The sequence below is a fragment of the Microbacterium sp. 3J1 genome, assembly GCF_001049495.1.
Classification (GTDB): Bacteria; Actinomycetota; Actinomycetes; order Actinomycetales; family Microbacteriaceae; genus Microbacterium.
The window spans coordinates 1,074,800-1,096,396 of record NZ_CDWI01000011.1 but is presented as its reverse complement, the minus strand read 5'-3'; the positions used below and the strand labels follow the sequence as shown (position 1 = coordinate 1,096,396).

General features: G+C 69.4%; 20 protein-coding genes. 15 read left to right on the top strand and 5 right to left on the bottom strand.

Annotated elements, in window-relative coordinates:
- Window positions 1-22 precede the first annotated feature (22 nt).
- A complete protein-coding gene (locus BN2660_RS14320) occupies window positions 23-565 on the top strand; it encodes an HIT family protein (RefSeq protein WP_091233444.1) in 543 nt (180 codons plus the stop codon).
- Window positions 566-577: 12 nt separating this feature from the next.
- On the opposite strand, the gene pdxY is transcribed toward BN2660_RS14320, so the two are convergent.
- Both pdxY and BN2660_RS14310 read right to left on the bottom strand, forming a co-directional pair.
- The gene (gene pdxY / locus BN2660_RS14315; RefSeq protein ID WP_091233441.1) at window positions 578-1,429 is read right to left on the bottom strand and encodes a pyridoxal kinase PdxY; all 852 of its coding nucleotides are present in this window, start codon (window positions 1,427-1,429) and stop codon (window positions 578-580) included.
- 46 nt (window positions 1,430-1,475) lie between these two features.
- Window positions 1,476-2,783, bottom strand: a complete 1,308-nt coding sequence (locus tag BN2660_RS14310) for an aminotransferase class I/II-fold pyridoxal phosphate-dependent enzyme (protein WP_091233438.1) — start codon at window positions 2,781-2,783, stop codon at window positions 1,476-1,478.
- A 106-nt stretch (window positions 2,784-2,889) separates the two neighbouring features.
- On the opposite strand from BN2660_RS14310, the gene pdxS reads away from it, so the two are divergent.
- Complete coding sequence (gene pdxS / locus BN2660_RS14305; RefSeq protein WP_091233435.1) at window positions 2,890-3,786, top strand: pyridoxal 5'-phosphate synthase lyase subunit PdxS; 897 nt, start codon at window positions 2,890-2,892, stop codon at window positions 3,784-3,786.
- Window positions 3,776-4,384 (top strand): pyridoxal 5'-phosphate synthase glutaminase subunit PdxT, encoded by a 609-nt coding sequence (pdxT, locus tag BN2660_RS14300; protein ID WP_176697207.1) that lies wholly within the window; start codon window positions 3,776-3,778, stop codon window positions 4,382-4,384. Before pdxS ends, pdxT begins: the two co-directional genes overlap by 11 nt.
- On the opposite strand, the gene BN2660_RS14295 is transcribed toward pdxT, so the two are convergent.
- Window positions 4,363-5,757 carry a pyridoxal phosphate-dependent decarboxylase family protein gene (locus BN2660_RS14295; protein WP_255305178.1) on the bottom strand — a complete coding sequence of 465 codons (1,395 nt, stop codon included), beginning with the start codon at window positions 5,755-5,757 and terminating at the stop codon, window positions 4,363-4,365. The two genes, pdxT and BN2660_RS14295, sit on opposite strands and share 22 nt — an antisense overlap.
- Before the next feature lie 146 nt (window positions 5,758-5,903).
- On the opposite strand from BN2660_RS14295, the gene BN2660_RS14290 reads away from it, so the two are divergent.
- The 8 genes from BN2660_RS14290 (at window position 5,904) to BN2660_RS14255 (ending at window position 14,522) form a co-directional block, all read left to right on the top strand.
- Complete coding sequence (locus BN2660_RS14290) at window positions 5,904-6,665, top strand: YebC/PmpR family DNA-binding transcriptional regulator (protein ID WP_091233432.1); 762 nt, start codon at window positions 5,904-5,906, stop codon at window positions 6,663-6,665.
- Window positions 6,666-6,710: 45 nt separating this feature from the next.
- Entirely contained in the window at window positions 6,711-7,295 is a 585-nt protein-coding gene (ruvC, locus tag BN2660_RS14285) for a crossover junction endodeoxyribonuclease RuvC (protein WP_091233428.1), read from the top strand.
- 9 nt (window positions 7,296-7,304) lie between these two features.
- On the top strand, window positions 7,305-7,910 hold the full coding sequence (ruvA, locus tag BN2660_RS14280) for a Holliday junction branch migration protein RuvA (RefSeq protein ID WP_091233425.1): 606 nt from the start codon (window positions 7,305-7,307) through the stop codon (window positions 7,908-7,910).
- Window positions 7,903-8,928: a Holliday junction branch migration DNA helicase RuvB gene (gene ruvB / locus BN2660_RS14275; RefSeq protein ID WP_091233740.1), complete on the top strand. Its 1,026-nt coding sequence runs from the start codon at window positions 7,903-7,905 to the stop codon at window positions 8,926-8,928. The genes ruvA and ruvB overlap by 8 nt, the downstream gene beginning before the upstream one ends.
- Before the next feature lie 75 nt (window positions 8,929-9,003).
- Window positions 9,004-9,426, top strand: coding sequence for a preprotein translocase subunit YajC (gene yajC / locus BN2660_RS14270; protein ID WP_369690556.1), 423 nt, complete (start codon window positions 9,004-9,006; stop codon window positions 9,424-9,426).
- A gap of 58 nt (window positions 9,427-9,484) precedes the next feature.
- Window positions 9,485-11,215, top strand: coding sequence for a protein translocase subunit SecD (gene secD, locus BN2660_RS14265; protein WP_091233419.1), 1,731 nt, complete (start codon window positions 9,485-9,487; stop codon window positions 11,213-11,215).
- The gene (secF, locus tag BN2660_RS14260) at window positions 11,215-12,204 is read left to right on the top strand and encodes a protein translocase subunit SecF (RefSeq protein WP_091233416.1); all 990 of its coding nucleotides are present in this window, start codon (window positions 11,215-11,217) and stop codon (window positions 12,202-12,204) included. Before secD ends, secF begins: the two co-directional genes overlap by 1 nt.
- A 68-nt stretch (window positions 12,205-12,272) precedes the next feature.
- Entirely contained in the window at window positions 12,273-14,522 is a 2,250-nt protein-coding gene (locus tag BN2660_RS14255) for a RelA/SpoT family protein (protein ID WP_091233412.1), read from the top strand.
- Here the strand turns inward: BN2660_RS14255 and BN2660_RS14250 are convergent.
- Together BN2660_RS14250 and BN2660_RS14245 are read right to left on the bottom strand one after the other, a co-directional pair.
- A complete protein-coding gene (locus BN2660_RS14250; RefSeq protein WP_176697206.1) occupies window positions 14,509-15,060 on the bottom strand; it encodes a type IV toxin-antitoxin system AbiEi family antitoxin in 552 nt (183 codons plus the stop codon). The two genes, BN2660_RS14255 and BN2660_RS14250, sit on opposite strands and share 14 nt — an antisense overlap.
- A gap of 61 nt (window positions 15,061-15,121) precedes the next feature.
- On the bottom strand, window positions 15,122-16,477 hold the full coding sequence (locus tag BN2660_RS14245; protein WP_176697205.1) for a DUF349 domain-containing protein: 1,356 nt from the start codon (window positions 16,475-16,477) through the stop codon (window positions 15,122-15,124).
- 213 nt (window positions 16,478-16,690) lie between these two features.
- On the opposite strand from BN2660_RS14245, the gene nirB reads away from it, so the two are divergent.
- From nirB to BN2660_RS14225, 4 genes are read left to right on the top strand one after another with little or no spacing between them, the layout of a single operon-like run.
- Window positions 16,691-19,267: a nitrite reductase large subunit NirB gene (gene nirB, locus BN2660_RS14240; RefSeq protein ID WP_176697204.1), complete on the top strand. Its 2,577-nt coding sequence runs from the start codon at window positions 16,691-16,693 to the stop codon at window positions 19,265-19,267.
- Entirely contained in the window at window positions 19,264-19,638 is a 375-nt protein-coding gene (gene nirD, locus BN2660_RS14235; protein WP_091233406.1) for a nitrite reductase small subunit NirD, read from the top strand. Before nirB ends, nirD begins: the two co-directional genes overlap by 4 nt.
- Entirely contained in the window at window positions 19,635-20,402 is a 768-nt protein-coding gene (gene cobA / locus BN2660_RS14230) for a uroporphyrinogen-III C-methyltransferase (RefSeq protein ID WP_091233403.1), read from the top strand. Before nirD ends, cobA begins: the two co-directional genes overlap by 4 nt.
- Window positions 20,402-21,526 (top strand): uroporphyrinogen-III synthase, encoded by a 1,125-nt coding sequence (locus BN2660_RS14225; RefSeq protein ID WP_176697203.1) that lies wholly within the window; start codon window positions 20,402-20,404, stop codon window positions 21,524-21,526. The genes cobA and BN2660_RS14225 overlap by 1 nt, the downstream gene beginning before the upstream one ends.
- Window positions 21,527-21,597: the final 71 nt, after the last annotated feature.

The window sequence follows — 21,597 nt, the reverse complement described above, 5'->3', positions numbered from 1 at the left end:
CTTCGACGGGCTCAGGGATCCCGTGAGTGAGGTGTGGGAGGACGTCGGCGAGTTCGCCGGCGTCCCCGACGAGTTCCAGCGCCTGTGGACCCCGCATCGGATGGCGTACATCCAGGCGGGACCCGAGCCGTTGCGGGAGGAGTGCCCGTTCTGCGAGGCGCCCAAGTATCCCGACGCCGAGCGGCTGGTCGTCGCCCGCGGGAAGACGGCCTACGTGCTGCTCAACCTCTTCCCGTACAACTCCGGGCACATGCTCGTCTGCCCGTACCGCCACATCGCCACCTACGACCAGGCTACGCCCGAAGAGGTCGCCGAGATCGGTGCTCTCACGCAGATCGGCATGCGCGTGCTGCGTGAGGTCTCGCGGTGCGACGGCTTCAACCTCGGCATGAATCAGGGTGCCGTCGCCGGTGCCGGCGTCGACGCGCATCTGCACCAGCACATCGTGCCGCGGTGGAAGTCGGATGCCAACTTCTTCCCGATCATCGCGAAGACGAAGGCGCTGCCGCAGCTGCTCGGCGAGGTGCGCGAGGCAGTGGCCGCCGCCTGGCCCACCGACGGCTGAGCGAGACCGCGGTCAGCGCACCTGTCGCGCGGTGAACTGCATCCGCGGGGTGGCGTAGAACTCCTGCGCCTCGACGAGCTGCAGCTCGCGCTCACCCGACTCGAGGGTGAGGGAGAGCAGGTCGAACACGCTCGACGCCGTGCGCTCCAGCGCGGTCTTCGCGTCACGGGACTCGACATAGTGCGCCGTGAACAGTGCGGCCGTGACGTCGCCCGACCCGTTCGCCTTCATCGGCAGACGAGGTGTCTGCACGATCCAGGCTCCCGTGCCGTCCGCGACGAGCATCTCGATCGTGCCCTCTTCGCGGTCCGGCCGCTCCACGCTGGTGACGAGCACCGTACGCGGTCCCATGGCCATCGCCAGGTCGACGGATGCGAGGGTGGTCTCGAGGGTGTCGGGCTCGGTGTCGGTGAGGAAGCCGAGCTCGAACTGGTTCGGCGTGATGATGTCGGCGACCGGCACCACCCTCTCGCGCAGCAGGACCGGGATGGCCGGGGCGACGAAGCATCCCGACTTGGCGTTGCCCATGACGGGGTCGCACGCGTAGACGGCGTCAGGGTTCGCCGCCTTGACTCGGGCCACGGCGTCGATGATGACATCGCCGATCCCCTCGCCGCCCTGGTAGCCGCTGAGCACGGCGTCGATGCCGCCGAAGACACCGCGCTCCTCGATGCCCGTGATGACCTCGCGCACGTCGTCGGGCGAGATGAGGGGGCCTCGCCACGACCCGTAGCCGGTGTGGTTCGAGAAGTTCACGGTGTAGACCGGCAGCACCTCGACGCCGATGCGCTGCAGCGGGAAGACCGCGGCGGAGTTGCCCACGTGTCCGTAGGCGACGGCGGACTGGATGGAGAGGACCTTCATTCCCCGATCCTTTCATTCTGGGCGGGAGAGCTCCCGCGGCGGGTGGTCATCGCGCGGCCGCGACGAGGTCGGCGATGAGAGTCGTCGCGTCCTCGTCGGAGAGGTCGTGCACCGTGAGACGGAGGTGGTGCGAGGGGTCCGCGCGGTCGTCGAGCGCGAAGTCGTCTCCTGTCCGGGCGAGCCAGCCGCGACGCATGAGTCTCTCGGCCACGACGCGAGCAGGCCGGGGGAGCTCGATCCAGAGACTGAGACCGTCGGGGGTGGGGGAGTCGAGGCCCTGCTCGCGCAGCCGATCCACGAACGCGGCGTTCCGCGTCGCATAGTGCTCGCGCGCGTCGTCGATCTTCACCCTGACGGCAGGGTCGGTCAGCTGGGTGAGCGTGAGGCGCTGGAGGAGGTGGCTGACCCAGGTGGTCCCCGGGCTCAACCGCATCGCGAGGCGTTCGGCGGTGGTGGCGTCGGTCGCGGCGATCGCGAGGCACATGTCGGGCCCGAGGAATTTGGACACCGACCTGACGAGCGCGAAGCGCCGGTGGTCCGGGCCGATGAGCGACTCGTACGACCGCTGCGACAGCATCGAGAAGTGATCGTCCTCGATGATGAGGACGTACGGGTGATCGGCGAGCACGGCCCGCAGCTCGGCCGCTCGCGCAGGAGTAAGGCTGGCCCCTGTGGGATTCTGCGCACGGGGAGTGCAGATCACGGCGCGGACGCCGGCGTCCAGAGCCGCTCTGAGTCCGTCGACCGTCATGCCCTCGGCATCGACCGGCACCGGGACGGCCCGGTAGCCGCCGAGCCGGACGGTGTGGATGCTGGCGAGGAAGCACGGGTCCTCGAGAGCCACGGCATCATCGCGCATGAGGGCCTGAGCGAGCAGGCGCTCGACCGCGTCCACCGCACCGCTGGTCACGGTGATGCGGAACTCGGTCTCGCCGAGGTCGGCGGCGACCCATTCCCTGGCCCATCGGTCGAGACCGCGGTCGATGACGGGCTCCCCGTACAGCACCGGGCGACCGGCGACGGTGGCGAGCGCCGCGCTCGGATCGGGGATCAGGCGCGGGTCGGGGTTGCCGGTGCCGACGTCGCGCAGCACGGTGTCGGCCGCGTAGCCCTCCTGCGCCACGGATTCCAGGCCCGCGACGATCGTGCCGGCGCGTCCGCGCGACACGACGAGTCCTGCCTGGGCCAGCTGACGGTATGCCGCGACGGCGGTGTTGCGGTTGACGCCGAGGGTGGAGGCGAGCTCGCGAACCGGCGGCAGAGGGCTCCCCGCCTGCAGGACGCCGCGGTCGCGAAGGTCGCGGACGCTGTCGGCGATGTCCGCTGCGGTGGTTCCGGTGATGTGGTCGGTCATGGTCCTCTTCGACGATTCTAGGTCGTTGCGGACAGTGCTACTGTTTGGCATAGATCAAAGAGATCGCTGTCTGATCTCGCACACCGCTCACCCGACAGGAGCTCGCATGACCGACCAGCCCACCACCATCGGATCCTCGCGCGTCAAGCGCGGTCTCGCGGAGATGCTCAAAGGCGGCGTCATCATGGACGTCGTCACGGCGGAGCAGGCGAAGATCGCCGAGGATGCCGGCGCCGTGGCCGTGATGGCGCTCGAGCGGGTCCCCGCGGACATCCGCGCGCAGGGCGGCGTCTCGCGGATGAGCGACCCCGACATGATTGACAGCATCATCGACGCCGTGTCGATCCCCGTGATGGCGAAGGCCCGCATCGGTCACTTCGTCGAGGCGCAGGTGCTCCAGGAGCTGGGCGTCGACTACATCGACGAGTCCGAGGTGCTGTCGCCCGCCGACTACGTGAACCACATCGACAAATACGGCTTCACGGTGCCGTTCGTGTGCGGAGCGACCAACCTCGGCGAAGCGCTGCGCCGCATCAACGAGGGCGCGGCCATGATCCGCTCCAAGGGCGAGGCCGGGACCGGTGACGTCTCAGAGGCCATGAAGCACATCCGCCGCATCCGCGGCGAGATCGCCGCCCTCACCGCGCTGCCGAAGGACGAGCTCTTCGTCGCCGCGAAGGAGCTGCAGGCGCCCTACGAGCTCGTCGCCGAGATCGCCGAGACCGGGAAGCTCCCCGTCGTGCTGTTCGTCGCGGGCGGCGTGGCCACTCCGGCGGACGCCGCAATGATGATGCAGCTGGGCGCAGACGGCGTGTTCGTCGGGTCCGGGATCTTCAAGTCGGGCAACCCCGCCGAGCGTGCCAAGGCGATCGTCAAGGCCACGACGTTCTTCGACGACGCGAAGGTCATCGCCGAGGTCTCACGCGGGTTGGGCGAGGCAATGGTCGGGATCAACGTCTCCGACCTCCCCGCTCCGCACCGCCTCGCTGAGCGTGGCTGGTAGTCCCCGCGTCGGCGTCCTCGCGCTGCAGGGCGACGTGCGCGAGCACGCCGCCCTGCTGGCCGGGCTGGGCGCTGACGTCGTTCTCGTACGGCGACCGGAGGAGCTCTCCTCGGTCCAGGGCCTCGTGCTCCCCGGCGGAGAGTCGAGCGTGATCGACAAGCTGTCGCGCTCCTTCGGGATGCAGGAGCCGATCCGCGCCGCCATCTCCGCCGGACTCCCCGTCTACGGCACGTGCGCGGGTCTCATCCTCCTCGCCGACGAGGTGCTCGACGGCATCGAGGGGCAGCAGTCGTTCGGCGGCATGGACATCGCCGTGCGGCGGAACGCCTTCGGTCGCCAGAGCGAGTCGTTCGAGACGTCGCTGTCGGTGCCGGTGCTCGGGGATGCTCCGGTGCGGGCCACGTTCATCCGCGCGCCGATCGTCGAACGGGCGGGTGTCGAAGTGGAGGTGCTCGCCGCGCTGCCGGACGGCGGGATCGTCGCCGTGCGGCAGGGTCCGCTCCTCGGCACCAGCTTTCACCCGGAGGTGGACGGGGACACACGCTTCCACCAGCACTTCCTCGAGAACGCGCGCGCCTACCGTCGTTCGGCCGCCTGAGCGACGAGACCGCGGATGGCTGCGACCGTGCTGTCGATGTCATCTCGCGTGGTCGCCCATGACGACATCGAGCACCGCAGCGCGGCGTGCCCGTCCCAGGCGGCACCGGTCAGCGCCGCCGTGCCCTCGAGGAGCACGGCCTCGCCGAGAGCCGTGGTCGCGTCATCCGAGTCCAGCCGGAACATCACCTGCGTGTAGTCGACCTCGTTGAGGACGCGGATGCCGTCGATCGCGGCGAGGCCGACGGCCATCGCCACGGCGTTCTCGTGCAGCCGATCGATGAGGTCCGACAGCCCGCGCCGACCGAGGCCGCGCAGCGCCGCCCAGGCGGGCACGCCCCGTGCGCGGCGGGAGAGCTCAGGGGTCACATCCCACGGGTCGAGGCTCGTATAGAGGAGGTAGTCGCCGCCGGTGCGGAAGGCGGCGATGGAGTCGGCGGGATCGCGAACGATCGCCATGCCGCAGTCGTACGGCACGTTGAGGGTCTTATGCGCGTCGGTCGCCCAGGAATCCGCCGCATCCATCCCCGCGGTCAGGGGACGCAACGACTCCGAGGCGGCGGCCCACAGGCCGAAGGCCCCGTCGACATGGACCCAGGCATCGTGCTCGTGGGCGATCGGGATCAGGGCGGCGAAATCGTCGAAGGCGCCGGTGTGGACCTCTCCCGCCTGCAGACAGACGATCAACGGGCCGGACGCGTCGGAGAGCATCCTTTCGAGCGCCTCGGGATGCATCCGACCCTGATCGTCGGAGTCGACGATGAGGAGCTCCTGCCGCCCGATGCCGAGAAAGCGGGCTGCTCTGTCGATCGATCCGTGACGGTGCGCGCCGACGACGAAGCGCAGCGGCGGCGAGTCGCGGAGGCCCTGCTCGCTGAGATCCCATCCGGCTCGGGCGAGGACCGCGTTGCGCGCCGTCGTCAGACAGGTGAAGTTCGCCATCTGGCAGCCGGTGACGAAGCCGACGCTGGAGGAATCGGGAAGACCGAGGATGTCGAGCATCCAGCGCCCGGCGACGCGCTCCATGGCGACGGTCGTCGGGGTCAGGGTCGCGGACCCGGAGTTCTGGTCCCACGCCGACACGAGCCAGTCGGCGGCGAGGGCCGCGGGATGCGTGCCGCCGATGACGAAACCGAAGAATCGCCCTCCGGGGATGGCGACGAGTCCCGGATCGGCCAGACGCGCGATCTCCTCGATCACCGCCTCGGCGTCTGCGCCGTCGTCGGCGAGCGGGCCGCCGAAGACCGCCAGCATGTCGTCGAGGTTCGCGCGCGGCCACACGGGGCGGTCATCCAGTGTGCCGAGGAACTCCACGGCGGCGCGGTGCGCGGCGTCGAGCCCGCGGGCTCTGTCGTTCATGAGGTTGTCGTCCATGCGTCCGGACTACACCCGCGCCGCCGCGCGCACCAGAGGCACTGCGTCGTCTCGCACGAGGTGCTGCCACGGCGCACCGGCGTGGTTCGATAGAATGGACGATGCCCTGGGCCGAGCCCCCGGGCGGATACGACGAGCGGAGACTTATGTCCGGGCATTCCAAGTGGGCCACCACGAAGCACAAGAAGGCCATCATCGACTCCAGGCGCGCGAAGTCCTGGGCCAAGCTCATCAAGAACATCGAGGTCGCGGCGAAGCTCGGCGGTGCCGACCTGGCCGGCAACCCGACGCTGTTCGACGCCGTGCAGAAGGCGAAGAAGACCTCCGTCCCGAAGGACAACATCGACCGCGCAGTGAAGCGCGGGGCGGGCATCGGCGGCGAAGCGGTCGAGTACACCTCGATCATGTACGAAGGCTACGGACCCAACGGGGTGGCCCTCATGATCGAGTGTCTGACCGACAACAAGAACCGCGCGGCGGCAGAGGTGCGCACCGCTCTCAGCCGCAACGGCGGCACTCTCGCCGACCCGGGCAGCGTGGCCTACAACTTCAGCCGCAAGGGCGTCATCGTCGTCGGCTCCGAGGGCACGACCGAGGACGATGTGATGATGGCCGCGCTCGAGGCGGGCGCCGAGGAGATCGAGCCGCACGCGGAGGGCTTCGAGATCGTGACGGAGGCGACGGATCTCGTCGCGGTCCGCAGTGCGCTGCAGGACGCGGGCATCGACTACGAGTCGGCCGACGTCGAGTTCGTCCCGAACCTCAAGGTCGAGATCGACGCCGACACCGCGCGCAAGATCTTCCGCCTGATCGACGCTCTGGAGGACAGCGAGGACGTGCAGAACGTCTTCACGAACTTCGACCTCACTCCCGAGGTGCAGGCCGAACTCGAGAACGACGACGCCTAGGCGCGCCGGACCGGTCGTCTGCGGTCCGACGAATAGCCTGGGGGAGTGACCTCCTCCTCGCTCAGGGTGCTCGGCATCGACCCCGGACTCACGCGCTGCGGCGTCGGGATCGTCGATGTCGACCGCTCGCGTCGCGGCACGCTCGTGCACGTCGGCGTGATCCGCTCCGCGCCGGAGATGCCCATCGGGGAGCGCCTCGCCATCGTGGCCGCGGGCATCCGCGAGGTGATCGAGCTCCATCGCCCCGATGCGGTCGCGGTCGAGCGTGTGTTCGCCCAGCAGAACAGTCACACCGTGATGGGCACGGCTCAGGCCAGTGGCGTCGCGCTGCTCCTCGCCGCGGAGTCGGGTCTGCCTGCGGCGACCCACACGCCGAGCGAGGTCAAGGCCGCCGTCACCGGCTACGGCTCGGCCGACAAGAAGCAGGTGCAGTCGATGATCGCGCGCATCCTGCGACTCGATGCCCCGCCCCAGCCGGCGGATGCCGCGGATGCTCTCGCGATCGCCCTCTGCCATGCCTGGCGCCGCGGCGCCGCCGGTCCGTCGGCGCAGGAGACGCTCACGCCCGCGCAGCGCGCCTGGGCCGACGCGGAGCGTGTCGCTCGAACATACCTACGACCCGGCGCGTAGGCTCGGAGGATGATCTCCTCGCTGCACGGCACCGTCCTGCATTCGTCGTCCGATCAGGTCGTCATCGAGGTGGGCGGCGTCGGGTTCTCGGTCGCCGTCCCCGGTGACGTGGCGCACACCGCGACGGTGGGCGAGCGTCTGCTTCTGCACACGAGTCTCATCGTCCGTGAGGACGCCCTGTCGCTCTACGGTTTCGAGGACCGCAGCGAGCTCGAGGTCTTCGGGCTGCTCATCAGCGTCACCGGTGTCGGGCCCAAGTCGGCGCTCGGGGTGCTGTCGCACCTCACCGTCGACCAGATCGCCGAGGCGGTGACGGCGGAGGACGACGCCCCGTTCCGCCGGGTGTCGGGCATCGGCCCGAAGACCGCGAAGCTCATCGTCCTGCAGCTGGCCGGCAAGGTGCATCCCGTCGGCATCGCCGCGAAACCCGCGACCACCGGCGCCTCGACCGTCGTCGACCAGGTCGCGGCCGCGCTGGTGGGTCTGGGCTGGTCCGAGAAGGTCGCGGCCGAGGCGGCGGCTCAGACCGCGGCGGAGGCGTCCGACGCCGAGCGTGCGTCCGTGGCCCCGCTTCTCCGTCGCACCCTCGCGCTCCTGGGACCCGCGCGTGTCTGACGCCCGCGACGCGACGGAGCCCGTGGACGAGACCGAGCTGGCGATCGAGGGCGCCCTCCGGCCGACCAGCCTCGAGGAGTTCGTCGGACAGCAGAAGGTCCGGGGTCAGCTGCAGCTGCTGCTCGACGCGGCACGCATCCAGAACCGCTCTCCCGACCACATACTCCTCGCAGGGCCTCCCGGTCTCGGCAAGACGACGCTCGCCATGATCGTCGCCCACGAGAGCGAGCGGCCTCTGCGGATGTCGAGCGGCCCCGCGATCCAGCACGCGGGCGACCTCGCGGCGCTGCTCTCCAGCCTGCTTCCGGGCGAGGTGCTGTTCATCGACGAGATCCATCGCATGGCGCGCTCGGCAGAGGAGATGCTGTACCTCGCGATGGAGGACTTCCGCATCGACATCATGGTGGGCAAGGGCGCGGGTGCCACGAGCATCCCTCTGGAGCTCGCCCCGTTCACGCTCGTGGGCGCGACGACCAGGTCCGGCCTGCTGCCGAATCCGCTCCGGGATCGTTTCGGCTTCACCGGACATCTCGAGTTCTACGACGAGTCGGAGCTGGAACGGGTCGTGGCGCGCTCCGCGCTCGTGCTCGGCGTGGACCTGCCTGCCGACTCGCTGTCGGAGATCGCGCGGCGCTCGCGGGGAACACCCCGCATCGCGAACCGGCTGCTGCGCCGCGTGCGCGACTACGCTCTCGTGCACGGCGGCGGCGTCGCCTCTCTCTCCGGTGTGAACGCCGCTCTGGACCTGTACGACGTGGATCCCATCGGTCTCGACCGTCTCGACCGTGCCGTGCTCGAAGCCCTCGTCCGCCGTTTCCGCGGCGGGCCGGTAGGGCTCAGCACGCTCGCCGTCGCCGTGGGCGAGGAGGCGGAGACCGTCGAGAGCGTGGTCGAGCCGTACCTCGTGCGCATCGGCTTCCTCGGGCGCACACCGCGGGGGCGGATCGCGATGCCGGAGGCGTACGCCCACCTGGGGGTGCCGCACCCGGACGGGGTGCTTCGCCTCGATGACCTATAATCACTGAAGACTTCCCCCGATAGAACTGTGCGCCCTCTTTCCGGTGCGCACACCTGAGAAAGGCCCACTGCCACCATGCCCATGGAAATCCTCCTCTTCGGCCTTCTCGCCGTCCTCGTCGTGTTCATGTTCGTCAACGGACGCAAGCGTCAGAAGCAGATGAAGGCGGAGCAGGAGGAGAAGGCGACGAAGACCGTCCCCGGAGTGAAGGTGCTCCTGCAGGGCGGCATCTACGGCACGATCGTGGCCTACGACCACGAGGATCTCGACTCGCCCGCGCTCGTGGAGATCGCTCCCGGCACGGTCATCGAGGTGCACAGCCAGGCGATCCTCCGCATCGTGGAGCCCAAGGACACGGTCGAGGATGAGGTCGTCGTGGCCGACGTGGTCGCGGACGACGTGGTCGCGCACGACGCGCCGGTGATCGACGACGCTCCGACGCTCGAGACCCCCGAGGAGACGCGTCGCCGCCTCGAGCGCGACGCCGACGACAAGTAATCCCGCCCGGCAGCCCCGGCTGCCTCGGACATCCGGCATCTCAGAAAGCTGATCTCACGTGGCTTCATCCTCTCCGGTCCGCCATGCCTGGCGGGTCCTCCTCGGCCTCCTCCTGGTGACGGGCGTCCTCTTCGGAATCAACGCCGCCGGCGTCTACATCTTCAAGCAGAGCTCGTGGACACCAGAGCTCGCCCTCGACCTGCAGGGCGGCACGCAGATCGTGCTGAGCGCCGAGACCGAGGACGGAGCCGATCCCACTCAGGAGCAGATGGACCAGGCCGCGGCGATCATCCGCCAGCGCGTCGACGCTTCGGGTGTGGCCGAAGCCGACATCACCACCGAGGGCGGCTCGAACATCGTCGTCCAGATCCCGGGCAAGGCCGACGAGCAGACGCGCGAGCGGATCCAGTCGAGCGCGCAGCTCGAGTTCCGTCCGGTTCTCGCCACCACGGCGGCGGCGACGTCCTTCGTGGGCGAGGACGGCATCGAGACGCCCTTCCCGACGCCCGACGACTCGCTGAACGCCACGCCGACCGCCGAGCCGACGGACGCGAGCGACCTCGCCTGGGTGACCGACAGGCTCGCGGCGGAGTTCCAGGCGTACGACTGCGAGAATCCGGCGAACGACCCGGCGCGTGCGCCGGAGGATCAGCCGCTCATCGCCTGTGACCCCCTGAACCAGGCCAAGTACCTGCTCGGCCCGACCGAGCTCACGGGTGAGGCCATCACCGATGCCACGAGCGGTCGCGATCCCCGCTCGGGAGCTTGGCTCGTCCAGCTGACGATGAACGCCGACGGCACCGAGGCGTTCGGCGAGGTCAGCACGCGCCTGAACCAGAACCGCCTGGACAACCTCACGCCGCGCGATCAGTTCGCGTTCGTGCTCGACGGGTCGGTGATCAGCGCTCCGCGCATGAACGGCCAGATCCTCGACGGGCGCCCGAGCATCTCCGGCGACTTCACGCAGGAGACCGCGACCACGCTCGCCGATCAGCTCAAGTTCGGAGCCCTGCCGCTCAGCTTCACCGTGCAGAGCGACGACACCGTCTCGGCGACGCTCGGAACCCAGCAGCTGCAGATCGGGCTCATCGCCGGTCTCATCGGACTCGCGCTCGTCGCGATCTACTCGTTGATCGTCTACCGTGCTCTCGGCTCGGTGATCATCGCGTCCATCGCCGTGATGGCAGTGCTGACCTACATCGTCATCTGCATCCTCGCCTGGCGCCTGGGCTTCCGTCTGTCGCTCGCCGGTGTGGCCGGACTCATCGTCTCCATCGGCTTCACGGCCGACTCGTTCATCGTGTACTTCGAGCGCATCCGTGACGAGCTGCGAGACGGCAAGTCGATCACGTCCGCAGTGGAAGACGGCTGGGGACGCGCGAAGCGCACGATCTACATCTCCAAGTCGATCAACATCCTCGCCGCCGTGGTGCTGTACATCCTCGCCGACTCCACGGTGAAGGGCTTCGCGTTCACGCTGGGGCTCACCACCGTCATCGACGTCTTCATCTTCGTGATCTTCACCCACCCCGTGATGCAGCTGCTCGCGAGGACGAAGTTCTTCGGCGGCGGGCACAGACTGTCCGGTCTCGACCCCGAGTCCCTCGGTGCGGTGTACCGCAGCCGCTCCCAGTACCGCGAGGTCGTGACCGCCACCGCCGGCCGCGGAGCGAAGAACGCGCGCTCCCGGGGCGAGGCTGATCGACGCCAGACAATCGCAGAGCGCAAGCGCGCCGAAGCACTCGCCGGTGACAGATCCACCAGCACCGGAAGTGAGGGGGACGCGTGATGGCTTCCATGAACGAGTTCGGAAACAACCTCTACACGGGCAAGACGTCATTCCCGTTCGTCGGCAAGCGTCGCCTGTGGTTCATCATCGCGATCGCCCTCGTCGTCGCGTCGGCACTCGTGCCGCTCATCCGGCCGATCCAGTTCTCGATCGAGTTCACGGGCGGTTCGCAGTTCACGGTGCAGGCGCCGGACAGTCTCGATCAGGAGACCGCGACGACCGCGGTCCAGTCGGTCGTCGACGGCGCAGCCACCAAGGTCGTCGTCGTGAACGGCACGGACATCCGTGTCCAGACCGACCAGATGAGCGCAGAGGAGACCCAGCAGGTCGCGAACGCCCTCGCCGACGCGTACTCGGTCGAGCCCGACAGCGTCGCGTCGTCGTTCATCGGCCCGCAGTGGGGCGAGAGCGTCACCCGGCAGTCGCTGTGGGGTCTCGCGATCTTCCTCGCGCTGACCTTCCTCATCCTCGCGATCTACTTCCGCACCTGGAAGATGTCGGCCGCCGCGATCATCGGTCTCCTCGACGTGCTGATCATCACCGTCGGTGTGTACGCCCTCGCGGGCTTCGAGATCTCGCCGGCCGCCGTCATCGGCTTCCTGACGATCCTCGCGTACTCGCTGTACGACACCACCGTCGTCTTCGACAAGATCAGAGAGAACACGACGGAGGACGGTGAACAGTCGTCCCGGCTCTTCGGCGAATCGGTCAACCTCGCGGTCAACCAGACCCTGGTCCGATCGATCAACACGTCGGTCGTCGCGGCGCTGCCGGTCGGAGCGGTGCTCTTCATCGGCGCCTTCTGGCTCGGAGCCGAGTCCCTCACCGACATCTCGCTGTCGATCTTCGTCGGCATCCTGGTCGCGACGTACTCGACGCTCTTCGTGGCAGCGCCGCTGTATTCGCTGTTCCGCGAGAACGAGCCGCAGATCACGTCGCGCGACGCGAGGATCCGCGAGTCCCGCGATCGCGCCTCGGTCGAGGCCTGATCGTCCCGCTCGGCGGGGCCGCACCCCGCTGAGCACGCGTAAGCTGTTGAGATTCGGGAGGTGAGCGGATGGCGGAGCCGCAGACGACGTCGCAGGGATCGAGCCTGCGACGGCTGGTTCCCCGCATCTTCTCCCGTGCGCCCAGGGTCAACGACCTCGACAATCTGATCCGCACCGTACGGGCGAACCACCCGCGGGGCGATCTGGCCGTGATCGAGCGCGCCTATTCGGTCGCGAAGGTCAAGCACGAAGGACAGAAGCGTCAGAGCGGCGAGCCGTACATCACCCATCCGCTCGCCGTCGCCCAGATCCTCGCCGAGATGGGCCTGGGGCCTCGCGCGATCGCCGCGGCGCTGCTGCACGACACGGTCGAGGACACCGGATACGCGCTGGCCGACCTCACCGCCGAGTTCGGCGACGAGGTCGCGATGCTCGTCGACGGCGTCACCAAGCTCGACAAGGTCAAGTACGGCGAGAGCGCGCAGGCCGAGACCGTTCGCAAGATGATCGTCGCGATGTCCAAGGACATCCGCGTGCTCCTCATCAAGCTCGCCGACCGTCTGCACAACGCTCGCACGTGGGGCTTCGTCCCGCCCGAGAAGGCCGCGAAGAAGGCCAAGGAGACACTCGAGATCTATGCGCCGCTGGCCAACAGGCTCGGCATCCAGGCGATCAAGTCCGAGCTTGAGGATCTCTCCTTCGCCGTCCTGCACCCGAAGATCTACAACGAGATCCACAACCTCATCGCGCAGCGCACCCCGCAGCGCGAGAAGTATCTCACGCAGGTCGTCGAGGAGATCGACGAGGACCTTCGCGATCTGCGCATCCGCGGCAAGGTGGTCGGTCGCCCGAAGCAGTTGTACTCCGTCTATCAGAAGATGGTCGTGCGCGGTCGCGAGTTCGACGACATCTACGACCTCATCGGCATCCGCGTGCTCGTCGCCTCGGTGCGCGACTGCTACGCCGTGCTCGGCGCCATCCACGCCCGGTGGACGCCGCTGCCCGGCCGCTTCAAGGACTACATCGCGACGCCGAAGTTCAACCTGTATCAGTCGCTCCACACGACCGTGATCGGCCCCTCGGGGCGGACCGTCGAGATCCAGATCCGCACCCACGAGATGCATCAGCAGGCCGAGTACGGCGTGGCGGCCCACTGGATGTACAAGGAGCGGATGAACGGCGGCAAGGCCGAGGTCCGGGCTGCCGATTCCGATATGGCCTGGCTCGCGCACATCTCCGACTGGCAGGCCGAGACGGCCGACCCCGGCGAGTTCCTCGACTCCCTCCGCTTCGAGATCGGGGCGAAGGAGGTCTACGTCTTCACGCCGAAGGGGCGCGTCATCGGCTTGCCCGCCGGTGCGACACCCGTCGACTTCGCGTACGCCGTGCACACCGAGATCGGTCATCGCACGATGGGCTCGAAGGTCAACGGGCGGCTCGTGCCCCTCGAATCCGAGCTCAAGAGCGGCGACGTGGTCGAGGTCTTCACGTCGAAGAACCCCGATGCAGGCCCGAGCCAGGACTGGCTGGGCTTCGTCAAGAGCACCCGCGCGCGCAACAAGATCCGCGGCTGGTTCACCAAGGAGCGCCGCGAAGAGGCGATCGAGCAGGGCAAGGAGTCCATCGCCCGTGCGATGCGACGTCAGAATCTCCCCTTGCAGCGCCTGATGAGCCAGGACTCGTTCACCGAGGTCGCTCACCAGCTGAAGTACGAAGACGTCTCCGCGCTCTACGCCGCCGTGGGCGAGGGGCACGTCTCCACCCAGTCGGTTCTCGAGAAGGTGACGGCACTCGTCGCCGCCGACGATCCGGCCACGGGCGCCGACGACGCGCAAGGCACCATCCCGACCCGCGAGCCGCGCGCCGGAGACTCCGGCGTGCTGGTCCGAGGGGCTGCGGACATCCTCGTCAAGCTGGCGAAGTGCTGCACCCCGGTCCCCGGCGATGCCATCGTCGGATTCGTGACGCGCGGCAGCGGGGTCTCGGTGCACCGGGGGGACTGCGTCAACGTCAAGGCGCTGGCGAGCGAGGAGGACCGGTTCGTCGACGTCTCTTGGGCGCCGACGACCAAGAGCGTCTTCCGCGTGCAGATCCAGGTCGAGGCACTCGATCGGTCGGGATTGCTGTCCGACGTGACGCGGGTGCTCAGCGAGCATCACGTGAACATCCTCTCGGCGACGGTCACCACGACGGACGAGCGTCTCGCGCTCAGCCGCTTCGTGTTCGAGATGGGCGACGCGGTGCACCTCGATCGGGTGCTCAACGCCGTGCGCCGCATCGACGCGGTCTACGACGTCTACCGAGTCACCTCGTCCTGACGGCGATCCGTGCCAGCGCGGCGCGGCCCGCGAGCTTGCCGGGAACCCGCCCGAGGTCGTCGAGGGACTGGATCGCCTCGTCCGCGAGGGTGGGGGATACATCGGTGAGCGCTGCGATCCAGCGCATCAGCGACTCGTCCCGATGCAGGCCGAGCGCAAGGTCGACCATCGTCCGGCGGGGTGTCAGCACGGCCACCCCGCCGAGGCGGACGAGCTCGGACTCCGGAACGTACACATCGTGCAGAGTGACGCGGCGGTCGAGCACGGGGCGGATCCGTCGATCGACGACGCGACGGACGTGGTGGAGTGCGGGCGGCGCATCCCCCGCCCCATGGATCCAGGCCGCTGTCGGCCCGGACGCCGCCGTGTCCTGGGGAATGAGGGTGGCGATCGACGAGGCCCGAGTGCCGGGCCCCTCGACGAGGTCGGCGGGGATGAACGCCTCACCCACGGCTACGAGATGACCGTCGAGCAGCGCCGCGCGGAGCTCCGGCAGCTCGAGGCGGGCACCGGGCAGATACAGGAACGCGGGATGCATCACGCCAGTGTGGCGTGCGGCATCCCGCGTTCGAGGTCGTGCGTACGATCTGTGGAGAGCGTCAGCCGCCGAGGGCGTTGAGCCAGGTGCGACGGGCCTCGAGAGCATCCGCCGCTTCCTTCGCGGCCTTCTTGTCGCCGGCCTTCTCGGCGGCGGCCAGCTCGGCCTCGAGCTTCTCGATCGCCTCGACGAGCTGCGAGCTCATGTCGTTCGCGCGCGCCTTGGTCTCGGGGTTGTTCTTCTTCCAGTCCACGTCTTCGCGAGCCTTCAGGGCCTGCTCGATCACGCGCAGACGGTCGTCGAGAGCGCGCTCCTTGTCGCGGGGGAAGATGCGTCCGATCTCGTCCCACTGGCGCTGGATGCCGGTGAGCAGCGCACGAGCGCGCTTGATGTTGGGCTCGTCCGCGACGGCCTTGGCCTCTTCGAGGAGCGCCTGACGCGCCTCGATCTTGGGAGCCGAATCCGCTTCCTCCGCGGCCGACTGCTCGGCGCGCGCGGAGTACAGAGCGTCTCCTGCGGCCTTGAACCGCGCCCACAGGGCGTCATCAGCCTTGCGACCGGCGCGTCCTGCTGCCTTCCACTCGTCGAGCAGGGTGCGATACGAGGGGATTCCGTCGACGCCGCGCGGGGCCAGTGCCTCCGCGCGCTCGACGAGACGGGTCTTCGCGTCACGAGCGACCTTGTGCGCGTCGTCGAGCTCGGAGTAGAAGGCGCGGCGGGCCTTGTCGACCACGGCACGTGCATCGCGGAATCGCTTCCAGAGCTGCTGCGAGACGCCCTTGGAGAGACGGGGTCCGTTCTGCTGCTGGGCCTGCCACGCGTCGAACAGCTCGCCGAGCTCGGCGGTGACCTGCTTCCACTGCACCTTCGACAGGTCGCGCGCGGCGATGGCTTCTGCGCGCTCGACGAGGGCGGTGCGCTCGGCGATCGCCTGATCCACGAGCTCCTTCGCCTGCTGGGCCTCCTGGGCCGTCGCCTCGGAGAGCGACGACGTGAGGGCGTTCAGACGGTCGCGGAGCCCGGCGAGGTCACCGACCGCTGCGGCGTCCGTGGCTTCGGCGACCAGATGCGAGGCCTGCTTCGCGAGATCGGTCGCCGACGCGCCACCGGCCTGGTGACGCTGCTCGAGGGCCGTCACCTTGAAGGCGATGTCGTCGTACTTGCGCACGAAGTAGGCGAGTGCCTCTTCGGGCGTGCCGTCGGGGTACTGACCGACGACCCGCCAGTCGTCGCCCTCGCGGACCTCGACCGTGCCGTCGTCGGCGACGCGGCCCCACGTGGCGGAGTCGGCCGAGGCGGCGGGCGCGGATGACGCAGCCGGTGCGACGGCCGCAGGCGTGGGCGCCTTCGGCGGCATCGGCACGCGCGGGGGAGAGGGAACGGGCGGGGTCGGCTTCGACGACTCGGTGGCAGACACGGTGATTCTCCTTGCGCGGTATGGCCCGCGGGAGGCGGAAAGGACGATGTTCAGCCTAGTACGAGCAGCCTCCTCTCAGTGTGGCGACGGGTTCTCACAACCGTCGTTACCGTTCTGTGAGCAGATCGTTCGACGCAGGAAACACGGGGCGTCACATGCGGGAAACACCCCGCTCCTATCGTCGCCAGCACGGCACCCGTCGATTGGAGCAGCATGAGCGAGATCGCCCTCACCCCCGCAGAGATCGTGGTCGTCGGCGCCGGGATGGTGGCCCATCGGTTCGTCGAGAGTCTGCTCAGCCGCGCGGAGACGCCCCTGCATGTGACGGTGATCGGCGACGAGGGCCGTCATCCGTACGACCGGGTCGGGCTCACCGGGTTCTTCTCCGGGGCCACGGCGAGCGACCTCGAGCTCGACCGCTCGGTCTTCGACGACTTCCGCGTGCGGGTGCTGCCCGACGACCGCGTCCTGCGCATCGATCGGGCCGCGCAGACGGTGACCACGAGGTCGCGACAGGTCGTGCCATACGACTCGCTCGTGCTCGCGACCGGGTCGTACGCCGCGAAGGTCGCTGTGGACGGGGCGGATCTTCCCGGCTGCTTCGTGTACCGCACGCTCGATGACGTGCAGCGGCTCAAAGCCTTCGTCGAGAGCAGAGCGCGGATGCTGGGGCGCCCCCTGCGCGGCGCAGTGATCGGCGGCGGGCTGCTCGGACTGGAAGCGGCCGGAGCGCTGCAGGGCATGCACGTCGATGCGACGGTCGTGCAGTACTCGGACCGGCTGATGTCGTCGCAGCTCGACGCGGCGGGAGGGGCGATGCTGCGTCGCCTCCTCGAGGGGCGGGGGATGTCGGTGCGCACCGAGTCGCGCACGACGCGCCTCGACCCCGACGCCTCGGGAATGGTGACGGCCCTGGAGTTCCAGGACGGATCGGTCGAGCGCGCCGACGTCGTCGTGTTCACGGTCGGAGTGCGGCCCCGGGACGAGCTCGCCCGCAACGCGGAGCTCGCCGTCGATCCGCGGGGAGGCGTCATCATCGACGAGCTCTGCGCGACGTCCGACCCGCACATCCTCGCGATCGGCGAGGTGGCGAGCTTCGGCGGGCGCTGCGTCGGACTCGTCGCGCCGGGCTACGCCATGGCCGAGGTCGCGGCGACGCGACTCCTCGGCGGCGACGCGGCCTTCCCCGGCTACGACGACTCCTCCAAGCTCAAGCTGTCCGGCGTCGACGTGGCGAGCTTCGGCGACGCCCTGGCCGCGACGCCGAACGCTCTCGACGTCGTCTACGCCGACCCGATCGCCGGCGTCTACAAGAAGCTCGTGCTCTCGGACGACGCCCAGACGCTCCTCGGCGGCATCCTCGTCGGCGATGCCTCGGCGTACGGAGCACTGCGTCCGCTGGTGGGAGCGACGCTCGGCGCGGACCCGGCGGCGTACCTGCTGCCAGAAGGAGGCGTGGAGGCGCCAGGCGGCGAGCTCCCGGACGAGGCTGTGGTGTGCTCGTGCTCGAATGTGACGGCGGGGCGCATCCGCCAGGCCGTCCATGACGAGGGATGCACGGACGCCGCAGCGGTCAAGGGCTGCACCAAGGCGGGTGCGACCTGCGGCTCGTGCGTGCTGATGGTCAAGAAGGTCGTCGGACAGGAGCTCACGAAACTCGGGCAGAGCGTCTCGCACGCGCTCTGCGAGCACTTCGACATGTCGCGGCGGCAGCTGTTCGACGCAGTGCGCGTGGCGCAGCTGACGACGTTCAGCGGGATCGTCGAGCGATTCGGCCGCGGAAGGGGGTGTGACGTCTGCAAGCCGGCGATCGCCAGCATCCTCTCGGTACTCGTCGGCGCCCACGTGCTCGACGGCGAGAACGCGACCCTGCAGGACACCAACGACCACGTGATGGCGAACATGCAGAAGGACGGCACGTACTCGGTCGTGCCGCGGATGCCCGGGGGCGAGGTCACTCCCGAGGGGCTGCTCGCGATCGGCCAGGTGGCGAAGGACTTCGCGCTGTACACCAAGATCACCGGCGGCCAGCGGATCGACATGTTCGGCGCCAGGCTCGAGCAGCTGCCGCTCATCTGGCAGCGTCTCGTCGATGCCGGCTTCGAGTCCGGTCAGGCGTACGGCAAGTCGCTGCGCACGGTGAAGTCGTGCGTCGGTTCCACCTGGTGCCGCTACGGCGTGCTGGATGCCGTCGGCATGGCGGTGCGGCTCGAGCTGAGGTACCGCGGGCTGCGTGCGCCGCACAAGCTGAAGCTCGGGGTCTCGGGGTGTGCTCGCGAGTGCGCGGAGGCGAGAGGCAAGGACGTCGGCGTGATCGCGACGGAGACGGGGTGGAACATGTACGTCGGCGGCAACGGCGGGTTCTCGCCGCGGCACGCGCAGCTGCTGGCCTCCGACCTCGACGACGACGGTCTGATCCGGGCGATCGACCGGTTCTTCATGTACTACATCCGGACGGCCGATCGCCTGCAGCGCACCGCGCCCTGGTGCGAGGAGCTGGAGGGCGGCCTGGACGGCCTCCGCAGCGTCATCTTCGACGACAGCCTCGGCATCTGCGCCGACCTGGACGCGGCGATGGCCCTGCACGTCGATCGCTACGAGGACGAATGGGCCGCGACCCTGCGCGATCCCGTCAAGCTCGAGCGGTTCCGGTCGTTCGTCAACGCGGCGGACACCCCCGATCCCTCGCTCGCGTATGTCGCGGAGCGCGGGCAGATCCGTCCGGCGACCGCCGACGAGCGGCGCGGCGGAGTGCTCATCGCGGGGACGGCGCTGGAGGTGCGGCGATGAGCGTCGCGATCGAAGCCGCGAGCGGCGTCCGCGTGTGCACGATCCGCGACCTCGAGGTCGAGCGCGGTCGCGCAGCGCTCGTCGGGGGCGAGCAGGTCGCTCTCTTCCTGCTCGCCGACGGCACGGTGCGCGGGGTGGACAACCTCGACCCGTACAGCGGCGCCCAGGTGATGTCCCGGGGGATCGTCGGCACGAGAGGCGAGGCTCCGACCGTCGCATCACCGTTGCACAAGCAGGTCTTCGACCTCCGCACCGGCATCTGTCTCGAGACCCAGGGCAGACCGGATGCCGCGCTGCGGGTGTGGCCCGTCGCCGTCGTCGACAGCGTCGTGTACGTCGGTGCCGTCGATGCGGACGAGGATCCATCATGAGCCCCGCTCTGGTCGGCCGGGTCGACCTCGTCGGCGGCGGACCGGGGCCTGCCGACCTGATGACGGTCCGGGCGTATCGGCTGCTGATGGCGGCCGATGTCGTCGTCGCCGATCGTCTGGGGCCCTTCGAGGAGCTGCGGCATGAGCTCGCATCGCACGTCGAGGTGGTCGACGTCGGCAAACGCCCCGGCCACCACCCCGTGCCGCAGCAGGAGATCAACGAGATCCTCGTGTCCCACGCCCGCGCGGGCAAGCGCGTCGTGCGACTCAAGGGAGGCGATCCGTTCGTCCTCGGTCGTGGGGGCGAGGAGGTGCTGGCCTGCGAGGCCGCGGGGATCCCGGTCTCTGTGACCCCGGGCATCAGCAGCGCCGTGTCGGTGCCGCAGGCGGCCGGCATACCGGTGACGCACCGCGGCGTCGCCTCCGCCGTCCACATCGTGAACGGGCACGGCGATCTTTCCGACAGTGCGCTCGCCTCGCTCGCCGATCCGACCGCGACGACGGTGATCCTCATGGGGGTGGCGTCACTGCCCCGAATCGCCGCCGCCGCGCGGGCACACGGGGTGCGCACCGACACCCCGGCGGCCATCGTCGAGAACGGGCACACCGAGCGGCAGCGCACCATCCGCTCCACTCTCGCCTCTCTGGAGACCGATGCCGTCGCGGCCGCCGTCGTGAATCCCGCGGTCATCGTGATCGGAGAGGTGGCGCGTGCAGGGCTGCTGCTGCCGACGCCGGAGATGATCGCCGAGAGCGTCGGCTGATGCCCGCGCGAGCCCTCGACTCGGCGTTGGCCGGCTGCACGATCATCGTCGCCGCCGATCGTCGTTCGGTGGACCTCGCCACCGCGCTGGAGCGCCGCGGCGCCGTGGTGCATCGAGCGCCCGCGCTCAGCATCGTGACGGGAGCGGACGATGAGCAGCTGCTCGCCCGCACCGAGTGCGTGATCGAAGACCCTCCCGACATCGTGGTCGTGACGACCGGCGTCGGGTTCCGGGGGTGGATGGACGCGGCCCACGAGCACGGCCTCGACGAGTCGCTCTCCGACGCCCTCCGCAACGCGCATTTCGTGGCTCGAGGTCCGAAGGCCCACGGCGCGATCCAGCAGGCCGGGTTCACCGCCGACTGGGTGGCCGAGAGCGAGACCTCGGCGGAGGTCGCGGAGTACCTGCGCGCCTCGGGCGTGGCAGGCAAGCGCATCCTCGTGCAGCACCACGGTGCAGGGTCAGACGGGCTCGACGAGGTGCTGACCGAAGCCGGGGCCGAGGTGCTCAGCATCACGGTGTATCGCTGGGGTCCGCCTCCGAACCCCGAGGTCGTCCGCCGTTCGGCGATCCAGGCCGCCACCGGCGAAGCGGATGCCGTGCTGTTCACCTCCGCGCCCGGCGCCGCCTCGTGGATCGCCGTCGCCGAGGAGGCGGGCGTGCTCGACGGCATCCGGCGCCGCTCCCATGCGGGTCGACTGCTGCTGGCATCCGTCGGTCCCATCACCGCGGCTCCGCTCCACGCCGCAGACCTGCACACGACGATCGCCGACAGAGGGCGCCTCGGTTCGCTGGCGCGAACGGTGATCTCGCACTTCGGAGGCGGTCGCGCGCCGTCGCTGCCCACCGAGCCGGGGAGGGTCGAGGTGCGCAGCGGGGGAGTCGTGGTCGGGGGAGAGTTCATCCCGCTCTCGCGGTCTGCGGCGGCGCTGCTCGAAGCACTCGCCGCCGCGGGCGGTCGCGTGCTCTCCCGCGCGGATCTCGGCGGTGTCCTGCCGGGCGCCGAGCGCAACGCTCACGCCGTGGAGGTCGCCGTGGCGCGCCTCCGTGAGGCGCTCGGCGGCCGCGAGCTCGTGCACACCGTGGTCAAGCGCGGCTACCGTCTGGCGGTCACGGAGGACTGATCCTCACGGATACGACACGGAAGGGCCGGATGAGCGATTCGCTCGTCCGGCCCTTCCGTTCGGTGGCCTGG

Bases quoted from the DNA above. Each gene is read 5' to 3' on its own strand.
- pdxY (WP_091233441.1), bottom strand. From the start codon at position 1,429: ATGAAGGTCCTCTCCATCCAGTCCGCCGTCGCCTACGGACACGTGGGC.
- BN2660_RS14310 (WP_091233438.1), bottom strand. From the start codon at position 2,783: ATGACCGACCACATCACCGGAACCACCGCAGCGGACATCGCCGACAGC.
- pdxS (WP_091233435.1), top strand. From the start codon at position 2,890: ATGACCGACCAGCCCACCACCATCGGATCCTCGCGCGTCAAGCGCGGT.
- BN2660_RS14295 (WP_255305178.1), bottom strand. From the start codon at position 5,757: ATGGACGACAACCTCATGAACGACAGAGCCCGCGGGCTCGACGCCGCG.
- BN2660_RS14290 (WP_091233432.1), top strand. From the start codon at position 5,904: ATGTCCGGGCATTCCAAGTGGGCCACCACGAAGCACAAGAAGGCCATC.
- ruvA (WP_091233425.1), top strand. From the start codon at position 7,305: ATGATCTCCTCGCTGCACGGCACCGTCCTGCATTCGTCGTCCGATCAG.
- yajC (WP_369690556.1), top strand. From the start codon at position 9,004: ATGCCCATGGAAATCCTCCTCTTCGGCCTTCTCGCCGTCCTCGTCGTG.
- secF (WP_091233416.1), top strand. From the start codon at position 11,215: ATGGCTTCCATGAACGAGTTCGGAAACAACCTCTACACGGGCAAGACG.
- BN2660_RS14255 (WP_091233412.1), top strand. From the start codon at position 12,273: ATGGCGGAGCCGCAGACGACGTCGCAGGGATCGAGCCTGCGACGGCTG.
- BN2660_RS14250 (WP_176697206.1), bottom strand. From the start codon at position 15,060: ATGCATCCCGCGTTCCTGTATCTGCCCGGTGCCCGCCTCGAGCTGCCG.
- nirB (WP_176697204.1), top strand. From the start codon at position 16,691: ATGAGCGAGATCGCCCTCACCCCCGCAGAGATCGTGGTCGTCGGCGCC.
- nirD (WP_091233406.1), top strand. From the start codon at position 19,264: ATGAGCGTCGCGATCGAAGCCGCGAGCGGCGTCCGCGTGTGCACGATC.
- cobA (WP_091233403.1), top strand. From the start codon at position 19,635: ATGAGCCCCGCTCTGGTCGGCCGGGTCGACCTCGTCGGCGGCGGACCG.
- BN2660_RS14225 (WP_176697203.1), top strand. From the start codon at position 20,402: ATGCCCGCGCGAGCCCTCGACTCGGCGTTGGCCGGCTGCACGATCATC.